This window comes from Nakamurella sp. PAMC28650, assembly GCF_014303395.1.
GTDB lineage: Bacteria > Actinomycetota > Actinomycetes > Mycobacteriales > Nakamurellaceae > Nakamurella.
Genome location: NZ_CP060298.1, coordinates 2,993,766 through 3,010,433 on the forward strand (window position 1 = coordinate 2,993,766; position 16,668 = coordinate 3,010,433).

Annotated in this window: 16 protein-coding genes; 13 read left to right on the forward strand and 3 right to left on the reverse strand. The window is 67.7% G+C overall.

The annotated features are described in order from the left end of the window. The first annotated feature begins 7 nt into the window (after positions 1 to 7). Together H7F38_RS13575 and H7F38_RS13580 are read left to right on the forward strand one after the other, a co-directional pair. Positions 8 to 1,027: a glycosidase gene (locus H7F38_RS13575; RefSeq protein ID WP_187090375.1), complete on the forward strand. Its 1,020-nt coding sequence runs from the start codon at positions 8 to 10 to the stop codon at positions 1,025 to 1,027. Continuing rightward, positions 1,027 to 3,114, forward strand: coding sequence for a hypothetical protein (locus H7F38_RS13580; RefSeq protein WP_187090376.1), 2,088 nt, complete (start codon positions 1,027 to 1,029; stop codon positions 3,112 to 3,114). The genes H7F38_RS13575 and H7F38_RS13580 overlap by 1 nt, the downstream gene beginning before the upstream one ends. A 98-nt stretch (positions 3,115 to 3,212) precedes the next feature. Here H7F38_RS13580 and H7F38_RS13585 read toward each other — a convergent pair whose 3' ends face one another. Next, positions 3,213 to 3,752, reverse strand: a complete 540-nt coding sequence (locus tag H7F38_RS13585; protein WP_187090377.1) for a MarR family winged helix-turn-helix transcriptional regulator — start codon at positions 3,750 to 3,752, stop codon at positions 3,213 to 3,215. 124 nt (positions 3,753 to 3,876) lie between these two features. Here H7F38_RS13585 and H7F38_RS13590 point away from each other — a divergent pair, with 124 nt between their 5' ends. Continuing rightward, entirely contained in the window at positions 3,877 to 4,521 is a 645-nt protein-coding gene (locus H7F38_RS13590; protein WP_187090378.1) for an FMN-dependent NADH-azoreductase, read from the forward strand. Positions 4,522 to 4,704: 183 nt separating this feature from the next. Further along, the gene (locus tag H7F38_RS13595; protein WP_187090379.1) at positions 4,705 to 5,010 is read left to right on the forward strand and encodes a hypothetical protein; all 306 of its coding nucleotides are present in this window, start codon (positions 4,705 to 4,707) and stop codon (positions 5,008 to 5,010) included. 16 nt (positions 5,011 to 5,026) lie between these two features. On the opposite strand, the gene H7F38_RS13600 is transcribed toward H7F38_RS13595, so the two are convergent. Further along, on the reverse strand, positions 5,027 to 5,509 hold the full coding sequence (locus tag H7F38_RS13600; RefSeq protein ID WP_222618050.1) for a DUF1707 domain-containing protein: 483 nt from the start codon (positions 5,507 to 5,509) through the stop codon (positions 5,027 to 5,029). A 329-nt stretch (positions 5,510 to 5,838) separates the two neighbouring features. Here H7F38_RS13600 and H7F38_RS26285 point away from each other — a divergent pair, with 329 nt between their 5' ends. The 3 genes from H7F38_RS26285 (at position 5,839) to H7F38_RS13615 (ending at position 9,403) form a co-directional block, all read left to right on the forward strand. Beyond that, positions 5,839 to 7,692, forward strand: a complete 1,854-nt coding sequence (locus H7F38_RS26285; protein WP_187090381.1) for a bifunctional diguanylate cyclase/phosphodiesterase — start codon at positions 5,839 to 5,841, stop codon at positions 7,690 to 7,692. Positions 7,693 to 8,144: 452 nt separating this feature from the next. Continuing rightward, positions 8,145 to 8,828 carry a GAF domain-containing protein gene (locus tag H7F38_RS13610; RefSeq protein ID WP_187090382.1) on the forward strand — a complete coding sequence of 228 codons (684 nt, stop codon included), beginning with the start codon at positions 8,145 to 8,147 and terminating at the stop codon, positions 8,826 to 8,828. Then, positions 8,759 to 9,403 (forward strand): EAL domain-containing protein, encoded by a 645-nt coding sequence (locus tag H7F38_RS13615; RefSeq protein WP_187090383.1) that lies wholly within the window; start codon positions 8,759 to 8,761, stop codon positions 9,401 to 9,403. Before H7F38_RS13610 ends, H7F38_RS13615 begins: the two co-directional genes overlap by 70 nt. Positions 9,404 to 9,410: 7 nt before the next feature. Here H7F38_RS13615 and H7F38_RS13620 read toward each other — a convergent pair whose 3' ends face one another. Next, positions 9,411 to 10,067: a TetR/AcrR family transcriptional regulator gene (locus H7F38_RS13620; protein ID WP_187090384.1), complete on the reverse strand. Its 657-nt coding sequence runs from the start codon at positions 10,065 to 10,067 to the stop codon at positions 9,411 to 9,413. A gap of 151 nt (positions 10,068 to 10,218) precedes the next feature. On the opposite strand from H7F38_RS13620, the gene H7F38_RS13625 reads away from it, so the two are divergent. The 6 genes from H7F38_RS13625 (at position 10,219) to H7F38_RS13650 (ending at position 16,658) form a co-directional block, all read left to right on the forward strand. After that, positions 10,219 to 11,367, forward strand: a complete 1,149-nt coding sequence (locus H7F38_RS13625; RefSeq protein ID WP_370531249.1) for a VOC family protein — start codon at positions 10,219 to 10,221, stop codon at positions 11,365 to 11,367. Then, the gene (locus tag H7F38_RS13630) at positions 11,364 to 12,293 is read left to right on the forward strand and encodes a fumarylacetoacetate hydrolase family protein (protein WP_187090386.1); all 930 of its coding nucleotides are present in this window, start codon (positions 11,364 to 11,366) and stop codon (positions 12,291 to 12,293) included. The genes H7F38_RS13625 and H7F38_RS13630 overlap by 4 nt, the downstream gene beginning before the upstream one ends. Next, a complete protein-coding gene (locus tag H7F38_RS13635; RefSeq protein ID WP_187090387.1) occupies positions 12,290 to 13,888 on the forward strand; it encodes a bifunctional 3-(3-hydroxy-phenyl)propionate/3-hydroxycinnamic acid hydroxylase in 1,599 nt (532 codons plus the stop codon). Before H7F38_RS13630 ends, H7F38_RS13635 begins: the two co-directional genes overlap by 4 nt. After that, on the forward strand, positions 13,885 to 14,724 hold the full coding sequence (locus H7F38_RS13640; protein WP_187090388.1) for an SDR family oxidoreductase: 840 nt from the start codon (positions 13,885 to 13,887) through the stop codon (positions 14,722 to 14,724). The genes H7F38_RS13635 and H7F38_RS13640 overlap by 4 nt, the downstream gene beginning before the upstream one ends. An 87-nt stretch (positions 14,725 to 14,811) precedes the next feature. Further along, on the forward strand, positions 14,812 to 16,176 hold the full coding sequence (locus H7F38_RS13645; RefSeq protein ID WP_187090389.1) for a cytochrome P450: 1,365 nt from the start codon (positions 14,812 to 14,814) through the stop codon (positions 16,174 to 16,176). Then, positions 16,173 to 16,658, forward strand: a complete 486-nt coding sequence (locus H7F38_RS13650) for a PaaI family thioesterase (RefSeq protein WP_187090390.1) — start codon at positions 16,173 to 16,175, stop codon at positions 16,656 to 16,658. The genes H7F38_RS13645 and H7F38_RS13650 overlap by 4 nt, the downstream gene beginning before the upstream one ends. Positions 16,659 to 16,668 lie beyond the last annotated feature (10 nt).

Genomic DNA, 16,668 nt, shown 5'->3' on the forward strand with positions numbered 1-16,668 from the left:
TACCCTGATGACGCCGGAACCTGGCAACCCCCACGAGGCGGAGGGGGTGCTGAATCCGGCCAGTGGCTGTGGACCGGACGGACAGCTCTACCTTCTGCCCCGACTGGTCGCGGCCGGCAACGTCTCCCGGGTCGGTCTGGCCACGATCGACCTGGTGGACGGTGTTCCGACCGGGGTGTCCCGACTCGGAGTGGTGCTCGCACCGGAAACCGGTTGGGAGCAGAGTCCGAGCCACAGCGGCGTCGAGGATCCACGGGTCACCTTCGTCCCGATGCTGGGCAGGTTCCTGATGACCTATGTGGCCTACGGTCCGCTCGGTCCGCGTCCGGCGCTGGCGACGTCGGTGGACCTGCTGACGTGGAACCGGCTGGGCCCTCTGCACTTCGAGTACCAGGAGCAGCTCCACGTCGACCTGAATCTGATCCCGAACAAGGACGTCGTCTTCTTCCCGGAACCGGTCCCGGGACCGGGTGGCGAGCTGTGTTTCGCCGCCCTGCACCGACCGATGTGGGACCTGGACTGGATCGTGCCCGGCGCCGGGTCGCCACTGCCGACCGGGGTCACGGATGACCGTCCGGGAATCTGGATCTCCTACGTCCCGGTCGCAGCGGCGATCCAGAATGTCGCCGCCATGACCCACCTCGGCAGCCATCGGCTCGTGGCGATGCCGGAGTACGACTTCGAGGCACTGAAGATCGGCGCCGGGCCACCTCCGATCCGCGTCCCGGAGGGCTGGTTGCTGATTCACCACGGGGTGTCGGGCGACCTCGTGCCGGGAGTGGACCAGCAGCAGGCCGCTCACTACGCCGCCGGCGCGATGATCCTGTCGGCCGGGGATCCGTCGGTCGTCCTGGCCAGGACGGCGAAGCCCCTCCTGGCACCTGCGATCGGGGCCGAGATCAACGGCGTGGTACCCAATGTCGTCTTCCCGACGGCGATCGAGCAGATCGACGGCAGGACCTTCGTCTTCTACGGCATGGCTGATTCGCAGATCGGTGTGGCCACACTCGACCGCTCGGAGGAATGATGACGATCACCGCAAGTCGCTGGAGTCGTAAGGTTGTCGCGGTCGCGGCGACCGCCGTACTGGCCGCCGGGTTCCTGACGCCGTCGGCAGAGGCCCACCCGCCCGGCGCTCTGGGCAGTAGCGGGCGGACGGGGGTCGAGGCCGGGCAGACCGCCGCGCCGCTCACCAACCTGGCGCATCTGAATTTCCTGACCGACCGGGTGACGGTGCCGGTGACGGCCGCCCACAGCACCTATCGACTCGACACCGAGCCGTCGGTCGGCGTGCTGTGGGTCTACGCAGACCCTCGTCCCGGGAACACCTTCGCCCGGGTCGGTGGTGGCGGGCTCGATCCGGTCACCGGGCACTGGGGCCAGGGCTCGTTCGACGGCGACGACATCGCGCGGGCGGCCATCGTCTATCTGCGTCAGTGGAAGGCGACGGGTGATATCAGCTCGAAAACCGAAGCCTACGAGCAGTTGCGTGGCCTGGCCTACCTGCAGACGCTGACCGGGCCGCACACCGGCGAGTCTGTCCTCTGGATGCAGCCCGACGGCACCCTCAACCCCTCGCCGACACCGGCGGACTCGCCGAACCCGTCCGACTCCGGGGCCTCCTACTGGCTGGCCCGCAGTCTCTGGGCGTTCGGAGAAGGTTCCGCCGCCTTCCGCGACGCCGACCCCCCGTTCGCCGCGTTCTTGCAGAGCCGGATGGATCTCGCGGTGAGTGCACTGCAACGCGACGTCCTTTCCGACTACGGCAAGTATCAGATCATCCACGGGATCAGGGTCCCGGCCTGGCTGATCGTCGACGGCGCCGACGCCTCCTCCGAGGCGATGCTTGGTCTGTCGTCGTACGTCGAGGCGATCGGAACCAGGACCGTCGGCGGTAGTGCTGCCCGGATTGCGCTCGGTCAATTGGCCGCAGGCGTCGCGCAGATGTCAGCCGGCACCACCACGACCTGGCCCTACCGCGCCGTGTTGCCGTGGGCTCTGTCCCGCTCCGACTGGCACGCCTGGGGGGCCCAGATGCCGGCCGGACTGGCTGCTGCATCGGCTGCGTTGCAGGATAAGTCACTGCTGGGACCAGCGGTCGGCGACGCTGCCGGCTTCACCCCCCATCTGCTGACGGCGACCGGCCCGGACAACGGGTGGCTCCCGATTCCGGTGGACGGCACCCAGATCGCCTATGGAGTGGATGCCAGGGTGCAGAGCCTGTTGGCGGTGGCGACGGCGTCCGGCAGCCGGGGAATCCGGGCGCTCGCGGGCATCGCGGCTAGCTGGTTCTTCGGCCAGAACACCGCCAACACACCGGTGTACGACCCTTCCACCGGCGTCACCAACGACGGCGTCTCCGCGAGCGGCACCGTCAACCGCGGTAGCGGCGCGGAATCGACGATCCACGGTCTGCTCACCATGCAGGTCCTGGACGCCAACCCGGATCTCGCCGCCATCGCACGGGCCTCTTCCCATCTGGTGTCCCGGGACGGCCAAAAGGTGATCGAAGCGGAAACCGGCGTCCTGCAGGGGAATGCCTCGGTGCGGAACCCGTCGTCGGCCTGGACCGGTGAGTCCCAGTGGAGCGGCTCGTTCGTCGCGGCCGGGGCGGGCAGCGCCATCTCCTGGCCGCTGGCCGCGGCCGATCAGCCGCGACTCGTGCAGCCCATTGCCGAGCTGACGCCGGGATCCAATGCGCAGACCAGGTTCACCGCCGATGGCCGGGCGCTCGGACGGGTCCGGTTCGGTGCGGTGGGAGCCCAGGGCAATGCCCCTTCGCCGACCGAACTACTGCCGATAGATCTGCGGATGGCAGCGCCCGCGAAAGCGACCAGCGTCATCGCCACCACCGTGGGTGGCTACGGCAATCTTGATGCGCTGCTGGTGATCCCAATGATATCGACGCTGATCACCGACGGGGGTGGCCACGGAACCGTGCTGCTGAGCAGCGTCGCAGCCAGCAGTCAGCTGCGCCGGATCGTCGTGCCGGGCTCGGGTCCCACCGTCGTGCGGGCCTACGACCGGAACGGGGTGCTGCAGCGCTGCTCCACCGGCGGTGCCGGCGCGTTGGTGGAGGTCCTGCCCGGCGGCTTCACCATCGCCAGTAGGTAGGCATATCCGAACTGTCGTCGGGAGCGAAAGCGGTGCACTCCCGACGAAGACGGGGCGTTGGAGGCCACGATCGGCACCAACGGTGTTCAGTGGGGCGGCTACCGTTCGTCGGCGGACGACGTGACCGGGACATCCTGGTCGGGACCGCCGCGCATGCGTTCGGCGATACGACCGCCGATCTCCTGCAGGGCGGTGGTCTGCTCGGTGGTCAGGGGATCCAGAACGTAGCGCCGGACGGCCCGGACGTGGCCGGGCGCGGCAGACACCACCCTGGCCAGGCCGGCATCCGTGAGCATCGCGATGGTGTAGCGGCCGTTGGTCGGGTCGGGCGCCCGTCCCACCAACCCTCGCTCTTCGAGCCGTTTCACGACGTTGGAGAGACGTGACATCGATCCCCGCGCCAGCCGGGCCAGTTCGCCCATCCGAATCCTGCGGTTCGGGGCCATCGACAGCCAGGACAGGACCATGTAGTCGAACAGCCCCAGGTCTGCGTCCCGCTGAAGTTGGGCATCCAACAGGCCCGGCAGCTGGAGGGCGATGGTCGCGACCTCGAGCCAGGTGTCCCGTTCGTGGTCAGACAGCCAGGGCGGTTCGTCGTCGGCGCGCTCCGGGCTGGTCTCGGAGCCGGGTGCAGACATTTCGGCAGCGTACCGGCGTGGACGAGCAACGGGCCAGTATTGACTTCAAGCTTGAACTGCTTGATGCTGAGTTCAAGCTTGAAGCCAATCGGCGTCAAGTCGGTTTCGTAGAGAAGAGAACCTGATGGCCTTGTTCCGGTTGGACGCCAGCATCCGTGTCGAGGGCTCTGCGGGCCGGGAAATCGCCGATATCGTGGTCGAGGAGTGGCTGGCGGTGCATCCCGGCGATCTGATCGTGCGCCGGCACATCGGCGTCGACGTGCTGCCCGCCGATGCCTGGCCGCATGCGGTCAGCGCCATGTTCGTTCCAGAACCCGGTCGTAGTCCGGAGCAGAGAGCCGCCGCTGCGTTGGCTGCAACGCTGCTGGACGAGTTGCTGTCCGCCGATGCTGTCGTGCTGGCCGTTCCGCTCTACAACTTCGGCGTCTCGCAGCACGTCAAGACCTGGATCGATCTGATCATCACCGATCCCCGAGCCGCAGCCGGAGAGCCACCTCCATTGGCAGGCAAGAAGGTCGTGCTCTGCACGGTGCGCGGCGGCGCTTATGGGGCCGGCACCCCCCGCGAGGGGTGGGATCACTCCACCGGCTACCTGCGACGCATCATCGCCGACGTCTGGGGAGCCGAGTTGACCGTCGTGGAACGCGATTTCACCCTCGTCGGTGTCAACCCCGCCCTGGACGGCTTCAAAGACATGGCCGCTGCCATGCACGAGGAAGCGCTGGCCGCGGCCCAGCAGGCCGGCAAGGCTCTCGCCGTGATGGCCTGACCGCTGACCTCCGCCGTCTGGTTTCCCCGGTCGCCCGCTCCCGATGCTTTGGTACGTTGGGAGATCAGGTCATGCCGATGCTGACCGAAAATGCGTGGGTGCAGTCCATCAACGTCCAGCTCGTCGTTCCGCACGCTGCTGACTTCGTCGAGATGGCCCACCACGTCTACAGGAAGGCCCGAAGTGAACCGACGCCAAATCCTGCTGGCTGCCCGCAGCCTGCAGGGCCATTCCTCCACAGCGACACCAGAGAATCAGCAGGCAGATTTGATCTACATCACGAAGTTGATGCTGGAGGCCGAAAAGCTGCGCTGGCGTCGACGTCCGGTCATCCGTGAACTTGCCGCCGTCGAGGCGGGCCTGATCAGCGAACTCCGCGCCGAGCACCAGGACCGCCCGATGGCCCGCCGCCCCCAACGTCGGCTGTTCCTCAAACAGCAGGCATCTGCGCGTCGGGACGCGCACAGGACCGCCGCCGAAGAGGAGTGAACCGGTGACGGTCTGATCAGCGTCCGGGTCCGGGTCCGGGTCCGAACCGACGATCCCCGTGCCGGCCGGAGTGCAGCCCGAACAGGGCAATCCAGATCAGCGGGAACGGGAAGAAGAAGCCATGAGCGACCGCTGCGATCGTCATCAGCGTCAGAAGTGCGAACACCAGCATCCGGCCTGCTCGCGCCGGCGGTCGGGTCCGGCGGAGACCGCTGGAACGGCGCCGGTCGACGGGACCGTAGCCCTGCTGCCAGGCCGTCTCGTAGGCTTGGGCCTGGATCGGCTCCGGTGGCAGATCGCCGAAAAGCTCTGGTAGCTCGTCCATGTAGACGCTTGCGTAGGCGCGGCGTACCCGCTCGTCGTATTCGTAGGCATCGAGCCGGCCTTCGGCGAAGTGACGGGCGAGACGGTCGACCGACTTCTGGCGGTCGGCGTCGGCGGCCCGAATCCGGGGTGTGGTCACAGTGCGCTCCCAGTCGGCGAGGTCGTTGGCGAACACTGCGCCACGGTCAGCCGAGGCTGGTCCCGCAGTGCACATCGAATGTTCAGGTCGTACCGAAAAACTGTCATTGCACACCACTCCGAAGCAGCTCCCGCGATCTGTCGCGATAGCTCAACAGTAGGTCGCCGCACCGAACTTTCAAGGGCTGAGCTGATCTTCACAGGTGGGCAGGCTCATACCTCGAGCAGGGCGATGACAGGTCCCGATCGACTGAGAATTCTCTGACCCGCGGGTTGTGGTCCACCGGGTGTGACCGGCCGGGTGGAAGCGAGCTCCGTCGCGGGTTGGGCCGCTGGCAGAACCGCGTTCTACTACTGTCTTGACTCATGCCGAACGATGATTTCGCCTCTGCAGCCGTCAAGGAGATGAACCTGCCCCTGACGAAAGTGCTGATCGAGTTCGCCGACATCCTGGGGACAGATTTCTCCATTCCGATCATCCTTGATCATCTGGTCAAGCGGATCGTCGACATCCTTCCTGTCACGGGCGTCGGGGTGATGCTGATGGGTGAGGGGCAGGAGCTCCATTTCGTGGCGGCCAGCGACCACAAGGTCATGTCGATCGAGACGTTGCAGAACGAACTGATCGAGGGTCCCTGCCTTGCCGCCTACCGCACCGGAGAACGGGTTTCGGTGCCCGACCTGAGTTCGGACCAGCAATTCGCGAACTTCTCGCCGCGAGCTCTCGAAGCCGGCCTGGCCGCAGTCTTCACCTTCCCACTACGCCTGGGCGGCCGGCGCCTGGGCGCACTGGACCTCTACCGCGATACACCTGGAGAGCTCAACGACGACGACCTGCAGATCGCCCAGATCCTCGCCGACGTGGCCTCCGGGTATCTGATGAACGCCCTGACCCGTCAGGACGCCTCCGCCAAGGCGGCCCAGCTCCGGCACCAGAATCTGCACGACCCGCTGACCGGGTTGCCCAACCGGACCCTGTTCGCCGAACTGCTGGACCACGCCGTAGAGCGTGCGCGTTCTTCGCAGCAGGTTGCCGCGGTGCTGTTCGTGGACCTGGACGGCTTCAAGTTCGTCAACGACACGCACGGCCACCATGTCGGCGACGAGTTGCTGATGGCCGTGGCCACCCGGGTGTCAGGATTGTTGCGTCCCGAGGACACCCTGTCCCGGCAGGGCGGTGATGAATTCGTGGCACTGTGCGAGAACCTCGCCACTGCAGCGGATGCGGAGGTCACAGCGCAGCGGATCACCGCCGCACTGGCGGAACCGTTCGATCTGCCGAGCACGCAGGTCGTCGTGTCCGCGAGTGTCGGCATCGCCTTCTCGGGACCTGGCCAGGACCTACCCGCGACGCTGCTCCGCGACGCAGACTTCGCCATGTACCAGGCCAAGAACAGCGGGGGTGGCCGGCACCACGTCAGCGACCCGACGGCACGGCTGGCCGCCGAGCACCGCACCGAACTGGACCGAGACCTGAGGACGGCAGAACGTCTCGGTCAGCTGTTCCTGGCCTACCAACCGATCATCTCCCTGAGGACCGGTCTCCTGACCGGGGTGGAGGCGTTGCTTCGTTGGCAACATCCGCAGCGCGGTCTGGTCATGCCCGACGTGACGATCCCGAGCGCCGAGCGCACCGGCCTGATTTCACCGATCGGGCAATGGGTTCTGCGCCAGGCTTGCGACGACCTGGTGCGGTGGAGACGAGAGGGAACGGCGGTCGGACAGGTGGCAGTGAACGTATCCGCCCAGCAGGTGATGGGCTCGTCATTCGTCAAGACCGTCGCTTCGGTGTTGTCGGAGACCGGGGCAGACCCCGGACGTCTGTGCTTGGAGGTCACCGAAAGTCTGTTTCTGAGCGATACCGAACGTGCGGCCCGCGTCCTCCACGAGGTCAAGGACCTGGGCGTGCGATTGTCGTTGGACGATTTCGGTACCGGCTATTCCTCGTTGAGCTATCTGCAGCACTTCCCGGTCGACATCGTGAAGATCGACCGGAGCTTCACCGCCAAGATGACCAAGGACAAGGCGACCAAATCGATCGTGCGCGCAGTCATCGAATTGAGTCACGTGATGGACAAGAGCGTCGTGGCCGAAGGGGTGGAGACCACGGCGGATCTGCAGGAGATCACCGAGCTGGGCGCCGACTACGCCCAGGGTTTCTACTTCAGCCGGCCGGTCAGCAGGGACAAGATCTCGACCTATGTCCAACGGCAGGCCTGACCCCTCATGGGGGTGACCCCGCCAGCTGTTGTTTCAACGGGCGGGGTCTGGGACTCGACCAGCTGCAGCCAGGCTGCGCCCTACTACCCACTGTGCGCCCTCGATCCTCCGATGGGCACCGAACCCGCACTATTTCTGCTGGCCGCCCAGCCTTACACTCCGATGCCCGCCACCGCTGCGTCCTCGAGGGGGGGTACCCGCCCAGGACCCACCACGCGACGAGCGAGGGCCAAGGGACCGTGCCTCGGAATGTTTCAGATATTCGTTCCCCTCAGTAGCTCCAACGCTTCCGGTGGCATGCATCGGACCCGCCCTCAGAGGTTTGATCAGGGCCCTCGCGTGAGGACCTACAGGTGCTTCAGGCGTTCGCGTGTAAGGCACTTCTCGTTCGAGTGAGAGGTGTGGGTCTGGGTTTTCATAGCGCACAATGACCAGATGGGGACGCGAGAATAGTGGGCAACCACGATGGCAGGCTGCAGACCCGCTCGGCCGCCCACTATTTGGACGAGGGTCGCACCTCCGCCCGATTGCAGACCACGTTGGCACTGGCCGCTCGGACCCTGGGCTTTCCGACTGCGATGATCAACATCCTGGATCAGAGCACCCGAAACACCATCAACCTGATCGGAACCGGCGCTGCGGCGGTTTCGCCGCGGGAAGAGGTGCTCTGTGACGTGGTGGTCACGTCCGGCCGGCCGTTGGAGGTACCGGACGCACGGGCAGATGCACGGTTCGTCGGCCTGCCGGGCGTCATCAGGGGTGAGGTCGGCTGCTACCTGGGCGTTCCCCTGGCGGGCCGCGAGTCGTTCGTGATCGGGACGTTGTGCGTGATCGACCCGCGTTCCCGCACCATCGATTCCGACCTGACCAGCCGGCTCGTGGAATTCGGCAAGATCGTCGAGGACCAACTGGACCTGGTCCGCCGCCTGGATGAACAGCGCATCGACGGGCAGGTGGCCGTCGCCGAGCTGGTGGCCGCGATCGACCAGGACCAGATCATCCCGTGGTACCAACCGATCGTCCACCTGCCGTCCGGCCGGACGGTCGGGTTCGAGGCCTTGGCCAGGTGGCAACACTCGTCCGGCCAGATCCACGACTCGAAACAGTTCGTCCCCTGGCCGAGGACACCGACCTGATCGTCGATCTGGATCTGCTGGTGATGCGACGCGCCGTGGCGGATCTTCGACGCTGGCAGGAGATCAATCCCGATCTCCGGGTCAATGTCAACCTTTCCAGTCGGCACTTCAACCACCACGGGACCGCCGCAGCGATCAACGACGCCGTTCTCCAGGCCGGGGTGTCCCCGGCGGCAGTGGGTCTGGAGATCACCGAGACGACCCGGCTCAATCCGGCCCGTGCCGCTCAGGTGCTCGGCGAGTTGCGCGAAGCGGGATTCGGGGTGTGGCTGGACGACTTCGGTACCGGCTGGTCCGCCCTGGACTACCTGCTGCGACTACCGGTGAGCGGCGTCAAGATCGACCGCGCCGTCTCCATCGCGCTCGGCAGCCGACTGGGCAATGCGCTGACCCGTGCCGTCACCGGCCTGGCCGCCGAATTGCATCTGGTCACCACCATCGAAGGAATTGAAAAGCCCCAACATACTGCCCTGGCCTACGAACTGGGCTGTGACTACGCCCAGGGCTACCTGTGGTCGGCGCCCCAGCCCGCCTGCGCCATCGACGACAGCCTGACCACAGCGGAACTGCCCTGAGACGTCGTCAGCCGGACCGGGGCCGGCCGGAGATGGTAGGTAGGTGCCGGGAGCAGATGCGCTCGGCGTCCTCGCGTGGAACGTCGAACATCGAGAGAAGATTGAGCGCGAGTTGGTCGGCCGCCCGATCGACGGCCTTCGAGGTGGTGCTCGCGGCGGCGAGGTTCAGGACGCCCAGCAAGGCGCCGCCGACGCAGGCCAGCGCGACCACGGGATCGCCCACCGTGAAGCGACCTGAGTCGCGGGCGGCCAGGATGTCGCGGCGGGCGCGCGGCGCGAGGCCGGTCTCGGCGGCCAGGTAGGTGGCGCCGGTGTTGCGGATGATTCTGGCCATCTGCGGATGTGTCTTGGGCAGCCGTGCGGTCAACCGGACGCTGGTGGCGAAAACCTCGGCGGGGTCATCGATGTCGGCGGTCAGCTCGTCGAGCATGGCGCCGTGTTCCTCGAGCGTCTCGGCGATCGCGGTGTCGAAGAGGTCGGTCTTCGCGGGGAAGTGGTTGTAGAAGGAGCCGAAGCCGACATCGGCAAGATCGGTGATTTCCTGGATGCTCGACTCGGTGCCGTCCTCGCGGGCCAACAGCTCGCGGGCTGCTGCGACGAGAGCCGCGCGGGTGCGCGCCCGCCGACGCTCGCCCCGGTTTTCCACGGTGCTGGTCGCAGTCATCACATCAGGCTATCCCAGATGTGATGCCTTCATCAGACATGACCGGACGAAGTCACACGACCCACGATCGTCAGAAGGCCGCAGGCCGGGCGAGGCGTTGACAAGCGGTGCATCTGGAATGATGGTGTCATCACAAGCGACGAGAGGATCAATGGTGACCACTCCCACGGCGGAGGCCGATGCACGGAACATCCACCGCGACCTGCACAGCGAGCAGGGTGCGGTGCGTGGCGAGCGACCGGACCGCGACCGCAATCCGGTGATCAAGGTGGAGGACCTGGCCTGGCTGGAGTTCGAGAAGCCGGATCTGGACCGGGCCGAGAAGTTCGCCCACGACTTCGGTTTCACGACGGTCGCGCGCACGCCTGATTCCGTCTCGTTGCGCGGAGCGCTCGCCGGCAGCCAATGCCTGGTCATCCGCCGGGGGACTGAATCACGCTTCGTCGCGCCGGTGTTCCGTGCGGCCGACCGCGCGGATCTCGACCGGCTGGCCCGCGCGAACGACGCGATCGCCCGGCCGCTGACCGGGCCGGGCGGCGGCGCGGTTCTGGATCTTCACGACCCGTCAGGTTCCCTGCTCCGGGTGGTCGCCGGAATCGACGACCTCTCGGCCCAGCCCCTCGTCGCTCCGTTGACCATCAACGTCAGCGGCTCAGTTCTGCGGACGAACGCCGTGCAGCGGCCGCAGATCGCGCCGGCCCAGGTCCAGCGACTGGGTCATGTCGTCCTGGAGACGACGTCCTTCCAGCGCTCGCTGGACTGGTACCAGCACAATCTCGGGCTGATCGTCAGCGATTTCCTGTTCTTCCCCGGCCAACGCCAACGCGGCCCGACGATGGCCTTCATCCGTTGCGACCGCGGCGATGCCCCGTCCGATCACCACACCCTTGCAATGCACCTGGGTCCCAGCTGCCGCTACATCCATTCCGCCTACCAGGTCGCCGATCTCGACGCGATCGCCGCGGGTGGCCGCTATCTCGCCGAACAGGGCTATCGCCATGCCTGGGGCATCGGTCGCCACATCCAGGGCAGCCAGATCTTCGACTACTGGCGCGATCCCGACCGTTTCATGGTCGAACACTTCACCGACGGCGACATGTTCGACTCCTCCGTCGAAGCCGGCTGGGCTCCGATGACCGCCAGCGGACTCTCGCAATGGGGTCCGCCCGTCACCCGTGATTTCCTCGACGCCACGCCCTCGCCCCGCCTCGTCCGCGAACTCGTCCGGGCTCTCCGCGACGGCAACAACGAATTCGACCTCCGCCGACTCGTCGGCCTGCTGAAAGTAGCCACCTCATGAGCATCAGCATTCTGCGCACCGCCGACGACTGGTGGGTCGAGACCGCTGACGGTGCAATTCGTATCGACACCGCGGCCACCACGACCGCTGCGCTGCTGGCGGACCGGTCGGCGATCACCGGGGCCACGGGGCCGACCACGGCAGTGCGGGATCTCGAACTGCTGTCACCGGTCACCGCGCCCTGCCGGGTCGTGGCACAGATGGTCAACTTCCGCTCGCACGCGCTCGACTCCCACATCGACCCCGACCGGGTACCGACCACCTTCTTCCGCAAGACCTCCGGTTCGATCAGCGGCCCGTTCGACGACATCCGTACCCCGACGCACGTGCGTCTGCTCGACTACGAGGTCGAGATCGGTCTCGTCTTCGGTGCAGAGGTTCCCGTGGGCACCAGGATCACCCAGGCCAACCTCGCCGACTACGTGGCCGGCATCGTGATCACCAACGACGTCAGTGCTCGCGACCTCCAGCTGCCCAAAACCCAGTTCTACGAGTCGAAGTCGTATCCGACCTTCACCCCCGTCGGCCCCCGGCTGGTGCTGCTGGACGCCGCCGAACTGGCCCGCTTCGGCGAGCTCCGCCTGCGGACCTGGGTCAACGGCGAGATCCGCCAGGACCGGACGGCGGCCGACATGATCGTCCGGCCGGTGGGAGCGCTCGAGGTGCTCACGGGGTTCCAGCGACTCTCACCCGGCGATATTCTGCTCACCGGCACACCGGGTGGCACCGCCCTGAGCGCACCGCCGAAGCCGATCGAACTGATCGGCAACCTGCTGCCGCCGCATCTGAAGTGGAAGACGTTCTTCAAGCGCCAGGCCACGAATCCGAAGTACCTGCACGACGGCGATGTCGTGGAGCTCGCGGTGGCGACCGCCGACGGAGCCATCGATCTCGGTCGGCAGCGGACGACGGTCCGCGGAGCATGAGCCAGGAGCACGCCCGCCATCCGGACACGGAGCGCGACCACCATCCGGACGCCGAGCACGCGGCGGTCGTCATCGTGGGTGCCGGACCGGTCGGGGTGGTGGCCGCCACCCTGCTGTCCCAGCGTGGGATCGACAGCGTGGTGCTGGAACACCACACCGCTCCGTACCCGTTGCCGCGCGCCGTCCATCTCGACGACGAGGTCTACTGCATCCTGCGGGAGCTCGGAGTGGATGACCGGTTCGCAGCGATCAGCCGGCCGATGCCAGGTATGCGGTTGGTGGACGGCGGCCACCGCACGATGGCCGAGTTCCGTCGCGACGCCGTGACCGGACCGATGGGCTGCCCGCAGGCGAGCATGTTCGACCAGCCCGACCTCGAACAGCTCCTGCTGGACAATCTCGCCGCCCACTCCCGCGTCGTCCTCCGCCGCGGCGCGACCGTCACCTCGATCGAGTCGCTCCCCGGGAGTGCCGTGGTCCGCTACGCCGACACGACCGGCGAGCACTGCATTCTCGCCGATGCGGTGCTGGGCTGCGACGGGGCGAACAGCGTCGTGCGTGACGCCATCGGCGCGTCCATGCTCGATCTGCGGTTCCGGGAACGGTGGCTCGTCATCGACGTTCGCACTTCGGCGCCACTACTGGTCTGGGGGGGTGTGCACCAGATCTGCGACCCGCACCGCCCCGCGACCTTCATGCACGTCACCGGCACCCGGTACCGATGGGAGTTCCGGCTCGCCGACGGCGAGGAGGCCGCCGACCTGACCGCGCCGGAGGTGCTGGCGGGGCTGCTCGAGCCATGGTTCGGCCCATCGCTGCCCGCGGACGTGGAGATCATCCGGCACGCCACCTACACGTTCCGGGCCCAGGTCGCCGACCGCTGGCGCAGCGGCCGCGTCTTCCTGCTCGGCGACGCTGCGCACCAGACGCCCCCGTTCATCGGGCAGGGCCTTGGCGCCGGACTGCGGGACGCACACAACCTGGCCTGGAAGCTGGCCGGGGTACTGCACGGCCAACTCGGCGAGAACGTCCTGGAGACCTACGAAGCGGAACGCCGCCCGCACGCCACCCGTACGGTCCGAGCCGCGGTCGCCGTCGGCTGGGCCCTGACCGGCGGACAGGACCGCGCCGCCCTGCTGCGCAAGAACGTCCTCGCCGTGCTGTGCCGGGTCCCCGGCTTCTCTCGCGCAGTGCTCAGCAGCGCCTCCCCGGCTCTCGGCCACAGCGCGCTGGTCACCGGCAATCTCGTCACCGGACGGCTCGCCCACCGCCAACCCGGCCGGGTCTTCCCCGCCGTCCTGGCCGCGGCATCCCCCTCTCGCGGGTTCACTATCGTCTCGAACCACACGCCGAAACCAGCCGAGGCCCGCGCCCTGCGCACCCTGGGCGTCGGTCATTCGGTCGGCCGCGGTCGCGGTGGAGCCGCGCTGATCCGACCGGACGGGGCGGTCGCCGCCGTGGAATACGGCAGGTCTGCGGTGACGCGGCTCCTGGCGCTCGTGCAATCGGTCTCGACCTCGACCGTCGCCGGCGCGGCCGGATCCGTGTCGGCCGGGCCCGCCCGGCTCACCTCCATCAGGGAGACGCACTCTTGAACACGTCTCACCCGAACACGTCTCGCCCGAAAACGCCTCGCACCGCCCTCGTCACCGGTGCCTCGTCGGGGATCGGCCGTGCGTGCGCGGAGGCTCTCGTGGCACGCGGATACCGGGTCTTCGGCACCAGTCGCGAACCGTCGAAGATTGCCCCGGGCGATGTCGTCGACGGCGTCCGGTACGTTCCGCTGGACCTGCGCGTCCCGTCCTCGATCGAGGCGTTGCCCGCACTGGTCGGCGATGTCGTCGTCCTGGTCAACAACGCGGGCGAGAGTCAGTGCGGCCCGCTGGAGGATCTGCCCGCCGAGACCATCGCTGATCTGTTCCAACTGAACGTGTTCGGGCCTCTCCGGCTCACCCAGCTGTTCCTGCCCGGCATGCGGGCACGGCGCTTCGGCCGGGTGGTCATGGTCGGATCCATGCTCGCCAGTTTCCCGTTGGCCTACCGGTCCTGCTACGTGGCGACAAAAGCGGCACTGAAGGGTTTCTCGGATGCGGCGCGTTTCGAGACATCTCCGTTCGGCGTCTGGCTCACCACGGTCGAGCCCGGTTCGATCAACACCGGGATCGCCGAGCGGCGCACCACCTCCATCGCTGACGGATCGCCCTACGCCGGTGATTTCACCACCGTCCTGGCGGCTCTGGACCAGCGCAGCCACGCCGGGATCGCGCCGCGTCAGGTCGCCGAGATCGTGCTCGCTGCCGTCGAATCGGAGCATCCCAAGCCGCTGTACGCCGTCGGGAGTCGAGCTCCCATGATGTTCGCACTCAAGCGGCTCGCCCCGCGGACCATGGTCGAGAAGCTGGTGGCACGGGGCCATGGCCTCGCGCGCTGATCGAAGAGAGGGCCGATCTACAATTCGTCGAGGGGCCGGCAACGACCGCAATCACCGCAAGCGCACCCGACCGCAGGGGACCCGCAAGTGAAACCAGACGTGCACCTGAACAGGCTCCTGGATCCGATCCAGCAGGAGACCAGGCTGGCGGTGCGCTGGGGCCTCGGGCACCAGCTGCCGCGGACGGTGATGGCCATCGCCGGGCGACGCGGCGACCTGCAGGGCCAGATGGTCGCCGCGGCCGGCCGCAACGGCGACCCCTTCGCTGCGTTCGAACGCATGAGGGCCAGGGGGCCTCTGTACCGGGGCCGGTTCGCCTACGTCACCACGTCCCTGCCGGTCGCGCGGGAAGTCCTGTCCAGCCATGACTCCCGGGCCCGGTCGAACCGCAGGTCGTTGAGTGGCCCGGTCGGACGTCTGCTGGCCTGGGCGGGTACCACACGCGCCCTCGGACCACTCGACCCCCCCTCCCTGCTCGCGACCGAACCGCCCGAGCACACCCGTTATCGCAAGCTGGTCACCCGGGTGTTCAGTGCGCGCGCCGTCGCGGCGCTGCGCGAGCGCGCGGAGGTCATCGCCGGCGAACTGCTGGACGAACTGGCCGGCCGGCGCACGGTCGACCTCGTGCCCGCCTACTGCACCAGGCTCCCGCTCACCATGATCGGCCAGATCCTCGGGGTGCCGGCGTCGGAGTACGACCGCGTCCTGGCCTTCGGGCAGGCCGCAGCGCCCAGCCTGGATCTGGGCCTGTCGTGGTCCACGTTCCGCCGCGTCGACTCCTCGCTGCGCGACTTCGACGTCTGGCTCGGCGAACACCTCGCCAGGCTGCGCGCCGATCCCCAGGACGACCTGTTGAGCCAGCTGGTGATGGCACAGGACGACGGCGTCGGACTCACCGAAATCGAGCTCAGGTCCATTGCCGGTCTGGTGCTCTCCGCCGGGTTCGAGACGACCGTCAACCTGCTCGGCAACGGGATCGCTCTGTTGCTGGAACATCCGGCGCAGCGGGCCGTACTGGAACGGTCGCCCGAGCTGTGGCCCAACGCGATCGACGAGATGCTGCGCATCGACCCGCCGGTCCTGCTCACCGGGCGGACCGCGGAGCGCGACACCGAACTGGCCGGCGTGCCCATCCCCCGCGGCGCCGTCGTCACGGCCGCGCTGGCCGGCGCCAATCGCGATCCGGAAGTGTTCACCGACCCCGCCCGCTTCGACGTCGCCCGCCACAACGCGAAGGAGCACGTGTCCTTCTCGGCCGGGCGCCACTTCTGCCTCGGTGCCGCACTCGTCCGCATGGAGGGCGAGGTCGGGCTGCGCTCGCTGTTCGCCCGTTACCCGCACCTGAAGCCGCAGGCCGGGGCGCGCCGACGGGACACCAGAATCCTGCGGGGTTACGAAAGGTTCCCGGTCGAGCTCGGGTCGTCCACCGGTCTCTCGGTCGCGACGGGATGACCGACGTGGCCCGCGGAAGCGGGTCGGGCGTCGGGCCGGGCGCCTCCGGCGACCCACAGCCGCCGGCCGGCTACGTCCGGTACTCCTCCCGCAGCGGCTTCACCGCGCCATGGGAACCGTTGTGGCGCAAGGAGACAAACCTCGACGTGACCATACTGGCGGTCAGGTTGGACCGACGACACTGCAACAGTCGCGGCACGGCGCACGGCGGGCTGATCACCGCACTCGCCGACAACGCCATGTCGTTGGCGTGCGAGCAGGCCGCGCACCCGGCGGAGCCGGTCGGGCAGATCCGGGCGGCCACCGTGAACCTCAGCGCCGACTTCCTGGCGACCAGCCACATCGGGCAGTGGCTGAGCTGGACCGCGGCCACCGACCGCGTCGGTCGATCTCTGATCTTCGCCCACTGCACCGTCAGCGCGGACGACACGATCACCGCGACGGTGTCCGGCATCTACCGCCCGATGACGGCGGCCCCCTGAGCCGGGCGGG

What these genes read in the sequence shown, in the direction of transcription:
- H7F38_RS13590 (WP_187090378.1), top strand. Translation starts at nt 3,877, where the DNA reads ATGGCCTTGTTCCGGTTGGACGCCAGCATCCGTGTCGAGGGCTCTGCG.
- H7F38_RS13585 (WP_187090377.1), bottom strand. Translation starts at nt 3,752, where the DNA reads ATGTCTGCACCCGGCTCCGAGACCAGCCCGGAGCGCGCCGACGACGAA.
- H7F38_RS13575 (WP_187090375.1), top strand. Translation starts at nt 8, where the DNA reads ATGACGCCGGAACCTGGCAACCCCCACGAGGCGGAGGGGGTGCTGAAT.
- H7F38_RS13620 (WP_187090384.1), bottom strand. Translation starts at nt 10,067, where the DNA reads ATGACTGCGACCAGCACCGTGGAAAACCGGGGCGAGCGTCGGCGGGCG.
- H7F38_RS26285 (WP_187090381.1), top strand. Translation starts at nt 5,839, where the DNA reads ATGCCGAACGATGATTTCGCCTCTGCAGCCGTCAAGGAGATGAACCTG.
- H7F38_RS13630 (WP_187090386.1), top strand. Translation starts at nt 11,364, where the DNA reads ATGAGCATCAGCATTCTGCGCACCGCCGACGACTGGTGGGTCGAGACC.
- H7F38_RS13635 (WP_187090387.1), top strand. Translation starts at nt 12,290, where the DNA reads ATGAGCCAGGAGCACGCCCGCCATCCGGACACGGAGCGCGACCACCAT.
- H7F38_RS13650 (WP_187090390.1), top strand. Translation starts at nt 16,173, where the DNA reads ATGACCGACGTGGCCCGCGGAAGCGGGTCGGGCGTCGGGCCGGGCGCC.
- H7F38_RS13580 (WP_187090376.1), top strand. Translation starts at nt 1,027, where the DNA reads ATGACGATCACCGCAAGTCGCTGGAGTCGTAAGGTTGTCGCGGTCGCG.
- H7F38_RS13625 (WP_370531249.1), top strand. Translation starts at nt 10,219, where the DNA reads ATGGTGACCACTCCCACGGCGGAGGCCGATGCACGGAACATCCACCGC.